This is a genomic window from Nostoc sp. (genome assembly GCF_036917465.1).
Taxonomy (GTDB): Bacteria; Cyanobacteriota; Cyanobacteriia; order Cyanobacteriales; family Nostocaceae; genus Nostoc.
The window spans coordinates 54,686-67,373 of the sequence record NZ_JBALDL010000043.1 but is presented as its reverse complement, the minus strand read 5'-3'; the positions used below and the strand labels follow the sequence as shown (position 1 = coordinate 67,373).

The following is a 12,688-nucleotide window of genomic DNA, read 5'->3' as shown; positions in this document are numbered from 1 at the left end:
ACTTTTTGATAAAGGAATAAGTGATTTAAAAATCAGGTAAACTCAAGCAGCAAAAGCTTTCTTGTCTTTCGGGTAAGTAATTAACAGGCGCGAAAAACCGTTGTGGATGAACAACTGAAAAAACTGATTGATGAGGTATGCTGCTACCCAGACCCTAGTCTAGAAAGGCAGAAAGCATTAAATAGACTGTTTATGGTTATTCAACAACTCCCTGGCATTTATAAGTCTGGACACCAAGACTATTTAGAAGCCTTAAATCAGACTTGGGAATGGGTGAGCCGGAAGATTTGCGAATTTGAAGCGCGTTCACGAAGTGACTCCGTTCGCGTAGCGTCCCGAAGGGAAGGAGTATCGCCTTCTTTCCAACAAAGCCTAGTAATCTGGATTAATGGCTATCTCAAATGGCGCATTAAAGATTTATATATACCAGACAGTAATTATACCATCAGTTTAGACAGACTTACCCGTAACGATCAGGGTGACGAAACAACCCTGCTAAATATTTTACCAGACCGTCACTCAGAAACTATTTCTTTAGATTTGCTGGATATCAAAATTGCCCAAATCCAAGAAGTTGAGCGTCAGAGGCTTGGTAAACGCATCTGGCGATATATTGAGCAAGACGAAGAGGGTAAATTAACAGCTAGTCATCCCCGCAAAAATCCTGAATGTCATTGTCACTTATTGGCAATGCGCTTACTTCTGGAAGAACCACCTCATAAAATCGCTGATATTGCCAGAGAGTTAAATATAAGCAATCAAACTCTTTACTCCCACTGGAAGAAAAATTGCCTTCCCCTGTTAAAAGAAATTGGTATGAATTTCGGATCTGACTAATGACTAACACACAACCACATACTTTAAGCGTCCCTCTACCCAAAAATGCCCACCGTTGGGCTGAGGAATTTGCCGCCCAGCAAGATAACCCCGAAAAGGGAAAACAAGTTTATTTGAATACCCTGGCTGTCTATGCCGTTCATAGCTACCTCAAATGGCTGAACGTTGAGACAGCACTAAATCAAGGTGACAGTTGGCATCGTGGTTTAAGGGCGATTTTTGATGTTGCTGATTTAGTCTTGCCTGGTGTTGGTAAGCTTGAATGTCGTCCAGTGTTACCGGGTGAGGCTGCTATAGTTTTGCCGCCAACCATGACACAAGAACGCATTGGTTATGTAGGAGTTCAGTTTAGTCAGCAATTAGATTATGTAGAATTACTGGGATTTTTGCCAGCCAGGGAGATGACGGAATCACCAGCAATACTGCAAATAGCACAATTGCAATCCTTTGATTCTCTTTTCGAGATTATATATAGACGAACGCTATTAATAAATCTGCGTCAATGGGTTACGGGAATTTTTGAGACAGGTTGGCAATCACCAGAGTTAGTTTTTGCTAACAATTTCAGAAGCAGTAGCACAATAACTCGTTCCTCAACTAACTCCATCAGTCGGGCAAAGGTGATTAACCTAAAAAGCCAAGTACTGTTGTTATTGCAGTTAACTCCTACAGATAGCGAAGTTTTTGATATTCGCCTGCGGGTTTATCCCGGTGATGATTCGATTCATTTACCACCAGATTTACAAATGATTGTCCTTGATGAAGGCGGAAACACTGGTATGGAAGCGCAAGCAAGAAGTGCAGACGACTGGATGCAACTGGAGTTTAGCTGCCAGCACGAGGAAAAATTCAGTGTCAAAATAGTGTTAGGGGAAACAAGTCTGACGGAAGAGTTTGTTGTTTAAAACAAACAAAAGGAGACAGGAATGGCGATCGTCAAGTTGAAACTTAGACACAACTCACAAGATGGGTTTCTGGTAATTCTGACGGCAAAGGATTTGGATGAAGAAACGGAAGGATTTTTGCCTCCATTACCACCAGATTTAGAATCATCCTTTAATGAATGGCAGTCGGCATATCGTCAAATCGAAGCTGTACGCTCTTATGTTGCTCCCGCACCAGGGTTGCGTCTTACACCCAAAAGTGTGACGATTCATTCTCATGTAGAACACACGGGAGCAGTTAAAGATTATCTGAATCAATGGCTCAATTGTGGAGATAGCAGGTGGCAACCAATCCGGGATAGATTAATTGCGATCGCGCAACAATTAAATCAGTCAAATGATGAGATTCGCGTAATCGTTGATGCTAAAGATATCGGTTTACGCCGCCTTCCTTGGCAAGCATGGAATTTATTAGAAGAACACTATCCCAACGCCGAAGTTGCCCTCAGTGCGCCCAAAGGCTCCAATCCGAAGATAAATAAACTAGTTCCTCAAAGTACAAAAGTCAGAATTTTAGTTGCTGTGGGCAGAAGTGACGGCATTAATACAAAAGATGACTTAAAGGTAATTCAAGATTTAGAGACAGATGGCGTAGAAGTACGCTGTTTAATTAAGCCTAGCCGCCGAGATTTGTGTGATGCTCTTTGGGATGAACAAGGATATCATATTTTCGTTTTTACGGGACATAGTGGAAGTCAAGAAGATGGGCAAATAGGTTGGATTGAACTTAATGATAAAGAAAGTTTGACTATTGAAGAATTTAAAGAAGCTTTGAAACAAGCTATTGATAAAGGATTACAATTAGCAATTTTTAATTCTTGTGATGGTTTAGGATTAGCTAACCAACTTGCTCAAATACATTTACCTCAAGTTATTATCATGCGGGAACCTGTTCCAGACCCCGTAGCAGTAGATTTTTTAAGGTACTTTTTCCAAGAATTTACCCATAATAATAAGTCACTATTTACTTCTGTAAAAAAAGCCCGCAAACGCCTAGAACATTTTAAATCTGATTATCCAGGTGCAATTTGGTTGCCAACAATTTGTATCGAAGCCAATGTTGAACCGTTGACTTGGCAAGGATTGCGCGAAAGTTCTCCGCCAAAACTGACTCCAATCAAACCAGAGAATTCAACTCATCAACCAAAGAAAAATATCAAGCCGTGGTTATTAATTGGTTTGCTTGGTGTGGTTGTCGGTGGTGGTGTCGCCTATTTAGTTGGGAAAAAAGTCAACTCCGATTTTAGTTCAGTAACTGCTCCCGAAGGAACATGGTTTTATGGCGGTAGCACATCTTGGGCACCAATTCGGCAATATGTAGATATTGAAATCAAAAAAGCCCATCCGCAGTTTGAATTACGCTATACAGATGCGATTACTTCTACACCAGGCTCCGGTACAGGAATTCGGATGTTGTTGGAAGGACAACTCACCTTTGCTCAATCTTCCCGCCCGATCGCAGATAGGGAGTTTCAACAAGCTCAACAACGGGGCTTGAGCCTGAAACAAATTCCAGTAGCTTTGGAAGGATTAGCGATCGCTGTTCACCCCGATCTCCAAATTTCAGGGCTAACCTTGGGAGAAATCAAAGAGATTTACACTGGTAAAATAACTAACTGGAATCAGGTTGGTGGCCCTAACCTCAAAATTACTGCTTACTCCCGTCGCTTTGAAGACGGAGGCACTGTAGAGTTCTTTGCTAACAACGTTCTCAGTGGTGAAAAATTAGGAAGTAACGTAGTATATGTTTACGATACAACAGATGGGCTGAAAAAATTAGCCAGCGATCGCGGTGGCATTTACTACGCTTCGGCTCCAGAAGTCGTCCCCCAATGTAAAATTAAACCACTGCCAATTGCAAAACAAGGGAACAGTTTTGTCGCTCCTTACACAGAACCTTTGATTAAAGCAGAACAATGTCCCAATCAACGAAATAAGTTAAACATTGATGCTTTTAAAACAGGCCAGTATCCAATTACACGCCAGATGTTTGTCATAATTAAACAGAATAATAATAACAGTTTAGAACAACAAGCAGGCGAAGCATACGCCAATATGCTACTAACAACTCAGGGACAGAAATTGATGAACGAAGCTGGATTTGTGCGTATCCGTTGAGTGGTTATTTTGTAATTAAGTTTGCGTGTGATATCGTAAATAAGCCTAAAAAAAGTGACTCTGAAACTCAGAGCCACCCTTAAAACTGTATTCTGAAACTTTTAACCTTTCACAATCTTCTGATGTAGATGTGTGAAAATTTACTTCTTAGCTTCAGCAATGGGTACCCATTCAGTGTGGAAACTTCCGGGCTTATCAAGACGCAGGTAGGTATGTGCGCCGAAGTAGTCGCGTTGTGCTTGAGTTAGATTTTGAGGTAAGCGATCGCGGCGATAGCTGTCAAAATAATCCAAGGATGCGCTAAATGCAGGTACTGGAATTCCTACTGTTGCAGCTGTCGCAATTACTTCCCGCCAAGCAGTTTGTCTATCGAGAATTGTCTGCTTAAATTCGGGAGCTAATAGCAAGTTAGGCAAAGCTGGATTTTCGCTAAAAGCCTTTTTAATCTTATTCAAAAAGCGAGCGCGAATAATACAACCACCTTTCCAAATCCGCGCCATTTCGCCCAGATCCAAATTCCAGTTATATGTTTTGGAAGCTGTGGATAGCAACGCCATCCCTTGAGCATAAGAACAGATTTTTGAGCAATAGAGAGCATCACGGACTTTATTGATAAAGTCCTTAGTTTGCCCGTCATACTTGCCACTGGGGCCTGTGAGGACTTTCGATGCTGCAACCCGCTCATCTTTAATCGAAGAGATAATCCGGGCATTAACTGCTGCTGTAATTGTAGGAATAGCAACTCCCAATTCCAATGCAGTTTGCACAGTCCAGCGTCCAGTTCCCTTTTGACCGGCTGCATCAACAATCAAATCCACCAGGGGTTTATTTGTTTCTGGGTCAATATATGGAAAGATATTCTTCGTAATCTCAATCAAAAATGAATCGAGTTCATCGGTGGTGTTCCATTCAGCAAACACATCATGTAGCTGACTAGGGTTTAATCCAGCGACATTTTTCAGCAAGTCGTAGGCTTCAGCAATTAGCTGCATGTCGCCGTACTCAATACCGTTGTGTACCATTTTGACATAATGGCCAGAACCACCAGGGCCAATATAGGTTACACAAGGGCCATCATCGACTTGGGCAGCAATTTTGTTGAAAATTGGTGATAGAAACTCGTAAGAGCTTGTTGTACCTCCGGGCATCAGAGATGGGCCATTCAGCGCCCCTTCTTCACCGCCACTGACACCCATACCAAGATACCGAAGCCCTGCGGGTTCTAATTCCTGAGTGCGTCGTTCCGTATCTTCAAACCAAGAGTTGCCACCGTCGATAATGATATCGCCTTCCTCTAACAAGGGTTTGAGTTGAGCAATCACCGCATCCACTGGCTTACCAGCTTGCACCATTACTAGAATTTTGCGGGGACGTTCCAATAAGGCAACGAATTCTTCTAGAGTAAAGGCGGCTTTGACGTTCCTTCCTGGCGCACGCTGCGCCATAAACGCATCCGTTTTTTCTCGGGAGCGGTTGTAAACTGCAATTGGGAAGCCATTGCGCTCCACGTTTAGAGCGATGTTCTCACCCATAACGGCTAATCCAATCACACCAAAGCTTTGTAGTGTCATAAAAAATTTCTGGCTAACTCTTGCAGATCCTTTTACTTTAAGGGTAGTCCGATATTTTCCGTTCTCCCCTAAAGAAGACCTTAAGACTTGATCTAAACGACAAAAATCCACAACTAGCATGGATAATTAATTTTAAATTGTATCTAAATCAACAATTGACTGGCAAAATTTGCAAAATTGTTATTTGAGGGACTGGAGGCTGGGGACTAGGGGCTAGGGATTGGGGACTGGGGACTAGGAACTAGGAAAGAATTTAATTTACTAAATTAGTTTTTCTTGCTAATACCCAATCCCCAATCCCCAATCCCCAATCCCCAGTCCCCAATCCCCAATCCCCAATCCCTAGTCAAAGGAGTAACCAAATAATGCTGGCGTATGTCCTAGCTTTAGTGGTCGGTCTTGGTAGTTTAGCCATTTACACAGCAGCTTTCTTTTTTCCAGAAATCCACCGTAAGAATGACTTCATCTGGAGTGGCGTAGGACTATTCTATGCCTTAGTCTTATGGGTGTTTGCACCACGCATTACTGGAGGTTTATTGCTGGGTCATGTGGCTAGTGTGGCTCTTTTAGTTTGGTTTGGTTGGCAAACTCTATCATTACGTCGCCAACTGACCCCCCAGGCACAGCAAACCCAAGTACCCAGTCCTGAGACGGTGAAAACTGGCATTCAGGAACAGGTAAATAAGTTCTCTATTCAGGAGCGGCTGGGTCAGTTGCAAAAAGGTCTGGGTAGCACCTTCAGTGGCGCGAAAGCTAAAGTGCAACAGACTGGGAGTAAAAAGCCACCCGCAACCCCCAAACCTGAAGACATTACCTCTGTAAGAGCAGAGAAACCTGTTGTTGAGATTATCGACAATACTACTGCCATCCCAGAACAACCAGCAGAGGAGACAGTTACTACCGACACCGAAGCAAAAATCGAGAGTGTACCGGAAGCCATTCCACCACATCCCCCATCTCCTGAATTAGTGGAAGCAGCGCAAGCAGATTTTGAAATTGAGGATAAGCAACCGATTCCTGTAGAAGAAATTGTCCCAGATGCGGTACTCGCTCCCCCGGCGGAAACACCACCGGAAGCAATACCGCCGAATCAAGCTAGTTGAATGCAGTGAAACCTAACGTTAACCTAATATGATGTTGGGTTTCACTATTTCCATCAAGCTATTTTAGGGCTAATTTCAAAAAAATTATGAACATCCAGCTTAAAGCGGAATACGAGCAATTTATACAAACCCGAATTGCTACAGGTAGATATGAAAATGCTGAAGATATGATTGCTAAAGCATTAAAACTGCTAGAAGAATGGGAAAAGGGTTATCAGGAATGGGAAGAAGAAACCCAGAAAAAAATAGCTGTTGGGCTTGCTTCTATTGAACGTGGAGAGGTAGTAAATGGTGAAGTGGTGATGGCGCGACTGTCACATAAATTAGAGATGGATACCTTTTAATTGGAAGTCCATCACCTGTGAATATAATCTGCTCATTTAACCTTGTAGTAATGCCTGAAATCTTACATTGTCCCGAATGCTATCAAAATCAGGGTTAAATTTTGCTTCCCTACGACATCGACGAGGACTTAGATTAATTGCTTGTTGTAAGTTTTCAATGGCTAAATAAACATCATTTTGTAAGGCGAAATAGCAAGCTTTGCCGTAATGACCACTCTCATCATTGGCTTGTAGTTGTAAAGCTTTCTCACAACTAGCCAGTGAATCTTGGTAACGCCCCGCACGAGCCAGTACAATGCCCTGGTTAGCCCACAAAACTGGATATCCTGGTTGAAGTTTCATAGCTTCATTGAGGTTAGTCAATGCTTCATCATAACGCCCCAATAAACTCAAGCTCAAACCTTTGTTGCTCAATATCTCAGGAGCGTCCGGTTTAATTTTTAAGATTTGATCGCAGATAGTAATTACCTCTTTATAAGAATGTAAGAACAACAGTACAACAGTTATGTTTTTCAATACATTCAGGTCATCATTTTTAATTACTAAAGCTTTATCGAAACTAGCAAGTGCTTCTTGATAATGCTCTAATTCTGCCAGTACCAAGCCTCGGTTCTTCCAAGCCTCGCCATAGTCATCTTTAATTTGCAAGGCTTTCTCGTAGCTAGTGAGCGCCTCTTCATAATGACCTAATTTTCCCAAGACATTCCCCTGGCAGTAATAAATTATAGGATTGTCATCTTGAATTGTTAAGGCTCTGTTGTAACTAACGAGCGCTTCTTCATAATGATCTAGATTATCCTGCTGATTACCTAAATTTAAGAATAGACTACTACTGAATTCAGGATAACTATTAGTTACAATTTTTTCAGCTTGCTCTGTTGCCCTCTGTAGCAAATCAACTTGCTGATTTGGTTGACTACGTAAGGATTTGTACAATAGCCCAGCATATTTACCCAGTCCATCTTCCAAAAAATCAACTTGACTAAAACAAGGTCGTAATGCTGCCTCTATTTCTTCTTTAGAGGGGCCAATCACATTCTCGTAGTTAATCTTATTATATTTAGCTGGATTTCCTGGTAACATCATCCAACTAAAGAAAAAACCCAATTTTATGCTTTTCAGAAACTTCTCAGTTGAATCGGGTAAGAGGCGATAATTCTCTACTGTTGCTTCTGCGACAACTGCGGTGAAAGGAATCATGACTACTTCAAGTTGTTTAAGATAGCGAGAAGCAAAGAAATGGGAAAGGAATTGACGCTGACCCTCATCTCTTCTCCCAAAGAGAGCATGATAGATAAATTCAGCAGTATATTGACACCAATCAGAGTTATTGTATTTTTCTGGTTCAGGGCTATCTGGAGCAACTTCTTGGTTAGCTTGATTCTCAAAATATGTGGCTAGCAGTTCATGGGTTTCACGAAATCGCGTTTTGTCCTCCTGACAAAATGACAGACGAAAAACATCACGAGCCACATCATCTAGCCGATAGTGACCTTGAACAAACTCAACAAAATCGCACTTTGTTAGCCAATGAAAACAGTCGATAGTTGCATTGACACCAGTTTCAAAGTCTATTCCTTGTTTTTGTATTAAATATTGAACCAGCGACCGATCAAACCAACGACAACAAGCCGCAAATTGCACTATTTGTTTTTCTATTTGTTTTTGCTTTGGATTCAATCCTTGGAGTAGCAGGTCAGTAATCGCTTGGTTGCCACGGGAAAAGTCAATTTCGTTACCTTTTTCCTTCTCCTCTTTAATCCATCTGAGATAGTAGGGTAAGCCTTTAGTAGCTTTAAATATTTTCTGAATCTCTCCAGATTTGGTAATACCAATATCCTGAAGATATTCCTTAGTTTGCTCTTTGTTGAATTCATCTAGTCGTTGTTCATAGATTAAATGCCGATCTTGTTGCAACTTCCGCCAACTTTCTTTTTCTAATAAAGAACGTCGTCCTGCCACCAAAATACGTACACCATAAGACTTAAGGGGCGTATCTTCTAACAAATACTGCCACAGCCAAGTGTCAATATCTGACGATGCCTTTTCATAAGTATCTAAAACCAGTACAATCGAGCGCTTATGTCTTTGAGTTTTTTCGATCAATCCTTGAGCAAATGCATGAGTCAACTTGGGTATTGGTTCCAGCATCAATTCCTGAAGCTCTTTGTCGTTCTTCGTTGCTGGATGCTGTTGCAGTAATTCTTGTATACGCTCTTTCGTCGGTTTGAGTGCTTGTGATGCATCTGATAACATTCCTCCAGCCTTGACCGTAGCATCCAAACCTAAACTCAATGTTGTTCCGTGATCTCCCAAGTAAGCTGCACTTGTGGCTAGGAATGTGGCTGTTCCTAGTTCAAACCAATCTTTAACGGTGTTTTGTTGTTGTGTATCAACTGATTTACCTTGCACAGGTTCCGTTTTCAGCTTGTAAACAGTTTCCTGATACTGCTCATAAAGTGATGTAAAAGGGTCAGGTTTAGATAATAAATCCCTTCGCCAGAGTCCGGTAGGTTTTGGTAATAGCTCATAAAGCTTTTCCATTAGCTTCAGTGGCGTTTCAATACCTGGTGTACGACCAAAAGAGACTTCTGCAAAGTCAGCTTGCAACTCATGCGTCTCTTTTAGTTTTTGGGTGAGGGTAGTTTTACCAACTCCCCCGAAACCATAAATCTGAAACAGCAGTGGGGTAGATTCTGGAGATATCAGTGCTTGGGCAAATTTAGCTAGAAAGTCCTGAGCCTGTTTGCGAGAGATGTAATAAGGTATTGGAGTTGTCATCTGGCAATGAAAATACTTGGTCAGATGTATAGATTTTAGCGACTCCTACTTGAATTCAACATCTCAAATTGCCTATTTCAACAGAATTCTATAAAAATTAGATTGACCCATTGTAATTTTTAATGCTCAATCTGAGCCTTTGAGCGCAACTGGTGATGTCTGATAACAAGCTGCAAAGCGGCTACACGCATCATTAGCCATAAAAAATTGCTAGCGAAACGTAGCCTAGTAAAGCAATCCCAGTCTTGACGAGATTACTTTGCTTCTCTCCGAGAGGCTACGTCAAGGCTTGCAATGGCGAAAATACTTACCTTTGCATAAGTCCTGAAAGTGAATTTTATTAACTTTGTCGAACTCAAATTCAACAGGAAAGTTATTCAACTCTGGCGCGGAGTGCAGGAGATGGAAAGAGACTTCCAAATCCAACTTGTCGCTCGTTTAAGGATTCTAGAGCATCGTTCCAAAGGCTTTCATAATAAAAGAAAGTTACGCCTAAACCGCGTTCTTGAGCAGCCCGCACCTGAGACTTAATTTGCTGCATGGGAACTGGATTATTTCGTAACCCAGCCATAATACCAATTCCAGTTGGAATTATTTTTTGTGCTTCTTGGATTTCTGGGCGAGAAATATTAGCCACAAAACTTTGCATGTCGGGACGATAAACTTGCACAATTAACTCGTCTACAATATTTTGCCGCATCCAACTCAGCCAATCTTGCAGGTGAAACTTGTAAGCAAAATCATGATAATTAGGAGAAATAGAGAAAATTGCTTGTGGTTTTCTTTGCTTCACAGCTTGGTTAAGTTGTACCATGAACGCCGTAATTTTATCTGCCCGCCACTTTACCCATACCGCATCTTGGGCATCCCTTGGGGGAGCATTCTTGGTTTCTTTAGTATACAAAGCAACTGTATATTGGTCGTAGCCAAATTCGTAAGGCAAACTCGTATGATCGTCAAACTGAATACCATCAGCATCATATTGAGTGACAGTTTCCAGCACTAGATTGGTGATGAATTGTTGCACTTGTGGAAGGAAGGGATTGAGCCACATCACCTCACCAGCCGCACTATTTGAAGTTTGGCTACCATCCCGCTTTTGTGTGAACCAATCAGGATAATTCAGTGCTAGTTCCGACGTTGGGGGAGCCATGAAACCAAACTCAAACCAGGGAATTACTAGCAGTCCTTTGCGATGGGCTTGGGTAATTAGGTCTGCAAGAATATCATGTCCATCTAAACCTTTGTAGACAAAAGGTTGAATACCTGCACGTTGTGCGATCGCACTAGGATACATTACATAGCCAGAATTCCACACTACAGGATAGATTGTGTTAAAATTCAGCCGTCGTAATTGACTCACCGCATCTTGCACTTTGTCTCGATTTTTGAGGGTGTCAAAATCATTGGTAGTCATCCAAACCCCGCGAATTTCTTGACGGGGTAACTGTGCGATCGCAGGGGCGAAACTGTCTACCAGCAATACCGTAACAAAGGATATTAAAATGATAATCGGAAAAAGAGACTTGAATAGCCGCCGCCAACTTTGAGCAATAAAAGGTGATTTCATAAATTTGAATGATGCATTAGCTACTCACACACGCCATTGTTCGCTTTTACGATTTAATCTACTAAGCATATAGTCTGTAAATATTTATGCTTAGTATAAAACTAATGAGTTGGTAGTTGTTCGTTCCCTGCTTATGGAACTTTTGCACCAAAAAAACTAAAGCAGACGTACAAAGTTATAAGATGCTTGACGCAGCAAGTAATCATTTGTGCCCAATATATATTGGTATGGAGAATGGGGCATTGGTCATTGGTTATATTCCATCTCTCTTTGGGACTTCCAAAAAATAAAATCACAAATGTATAGAAACGATAATCACTGATGCATAATTTTCCACTAATAACTTGATGTAAACCTTGAATAAGATAAGTTAAACTAATGACTAAAATAAAAAGAACTTGAGAGGTTTAATCTCCCATTTTATTGTTCATTTTAAATTAATTATGAAAGACAATTTTCGGCTGTAAATCTTATAGAATTATTTAAACTATCTTTAATATATTCAAGGATACTTTTAGCAACATACTCTGCAAGCTTTACTGGTACAGCGTTCCCTATCATTTGTTCCAGGTCTGTTTTTGTACCTTCAAAAATAAACGTTTCTGGGAAAGTCTGCAAGTAGCTTCTTTCAATTGTAGTCAATGGGCGCAAGTTTTCTATAACGCTTACTGGATCTTTAGGATGTTTCTTATAGGTTTTAGGAATAGGGCGATTAACTCCTCTTACTGTTGGGCTAGGTTCATCAATACTAAAAATTCCTCTTCTTTGGTAACTTCTTGGATGTCTGTAGTAATATTGAACTTCTAATTTATTTCCTAGATAGTCCCTAATAGTCATTGGTTTTTCTGCTAACTTTTTTTTCAGATAAGGTTCTAGACTTTCGTCCTTTCCCAGTAACTCTCCAAAACAAAAAAATCTTTTTCGCTTTTGAGGAACACCGCACAAACTAGCATCCAAAATTATTTCACTTAAACCATATCCAGCGCCTTTAAATATTTGTTTAACCTCTTTATATTTATTGCTTTTACGAAATAAGTCTACGTTTTCTATCAAAAACCACTGAGGAAGAACACTTATAACTATCTCAGAAAATACAATACTTAAATCTCCTCTTCCTAAATTTTCATTGCGTTTCCCGGCACTAGAAAAGTCTTGGCAAGGTGGGCCTCCAATAATAATTTCAGGACACCTTTCTTTAAAAATTTGATAGTTACTCCTTAAATTACTAAGATCGTAATCAAAAATTTCATGGCTAAAGTTTTTTTGATAAACATCTATAGCTGGTTTCCAATTATCAAATGCTGCTAAAATATTAAATCCAGCATTTTGAAATCCTAAAGATAACCCTCCACAACCAGCAAAAAGGTCTAAAACTTTAAATGAAGAGTTTTTTATCTCATTGCTAGATTTTTCTTTCATA

The 12,688-nt window shown here is 40.7% G+C and carries 9 protein-coding genes; 5 read left to right on the top strand and 4 right to left on the bottom strand.

Going from position 1 to position 12,688, the window contains the following annotated elements:
* The first annotated feature begins 102 nt into the window (after window positions 1–102).
* The 3 genes from V7K38_RS09210 to V7K38_RS29630 are packed head-to-tail and all read left to right on the top strand — an operon-like array spanning window position 103 to window position 3,899.
* Window positions 103–837, top strand: coding sequence for a helix-turn-helix domain-containing protein (locus V7K38_RS09210; RefSeq protein ID WP_334857195.1), 735 nt, complete (start codon window positions 103–105; stop codon window positions 835–837).
* Complete coding sequence (locus V7K38_RS09205) at window positions 837–1,742, top strand: DUF1822 family protein (protein WP_334857194.1); 906 nt, start codon at window positions 837–839, stop codon at window positions 1,740–1,742. Before V7K38_RS09210 ends, V7K38_RS09205 begins: the two co-directional genes overlap by 1 nt.
* A 21-nt stretch (window positions 1,743–1,763) precedes the next feature.
* Window positions 1,764–3,899 carry a substrate-binding domain-containing protein gene (locus tag V7K38_RS29630; protein WP_442940759.1) on the top strand — a complete coding sequence of 712 codons (2,136 nt, stop codon included), beginning with the start codon at window positions 1,764–1,766 and terminating at the stop codon, window positions 3,897–3,899.
* 140 nt (window positions 3,900–4,039) lie between these two features.
* Here V7K38_RS29630 and gndA read toward each other — a convergent pair whose 3' ends face one another.
* Window positions 4,040–5,470, bottom strand: coding sequence for an NADP-dependent phosphogluconate dehydrogenase (gene gndA / locus V7K38_RS09190; protein WP_334857193.1), 1,431 nt, complete (start codon window positions 5,468–5,470; stop codon window positions 4,040–4,042).
* 365 nt (window positions 5,471–5,835) lie between these two features.
* Between gndA and V7K38_RS09185 the strand changes: the two genes are divergently transcribed.
* Complete coding sequence (locus V7K38_RS09185) at window positions 5,836–6,573, top strand: Ycf66 family protein (RefSeq protein WP_334857191.1); 738 nt, start codon at window positions 5,836–5,838, stop codon at window positions 6,571–6,573.
* An 86-nt stretch (window positions 6,574–6,659) separates the two neighbouring features.
* Complete coding sequence (locus V7K38_RS09180; RefSeq protein WP_334857190.1) at window positions 6,660–6,917, top strand: ribbon-helix-helix domain-containing protein; 258 nt, start codon at window positions 6,660–6,662, stop codon at window positions 6,915–6,917.
* Between the two features lie 36 nt (window positions 6,918–6,953).
* Here V7K38_RS09180 and V7K38_RS09175 read toward each other — a convergent pair whose 3' ends face one another.
* The 3 genes from V7K38_RS09175 to V7K38_RS09165 all read right to left on the bottom strand — a co-directional run bounded on the left by V7K38_RS09175 (window position 6,954) and on the right by V7K38_RS09165 (window position 12,687).
* Window positions 6,954–9,698, bottom strand: coding sequence for a tetratricopeptide repeat protein (locus V7K38_RS09175; RefSeq protein WP_334857189.1), 2,745 nt, complete (start codon window positions 9,696–9,698; stop codon window positions 6,954–6,956).
* A 373-nt stretch (window positions 9,699–10,071) separates the two neighbouring features.
* Entirely contained in the window at window positions 10,072–11,268 is a 1,197-nt protein-coding gene (locus V7K38_RS09170; RefSeq protein ID WP_334857187.1) for a glycoside hydrolase family 10 protein, read from the bottom strand.
* Between the two features lie 441 nt (window positions 11,269–11,709).
* Window positions 11,710–12,687, bottom strand: coding sequence for a DNA cytosine methyltransferase (locus V7K38_RS09165; protein WP_334857185.1), 978 nt, complete (start codon window positions 12,685–12,687; stop codon window positions 11,710–11,712).
* Window position 12,688 lies beyond the last annotated feature (1 nt).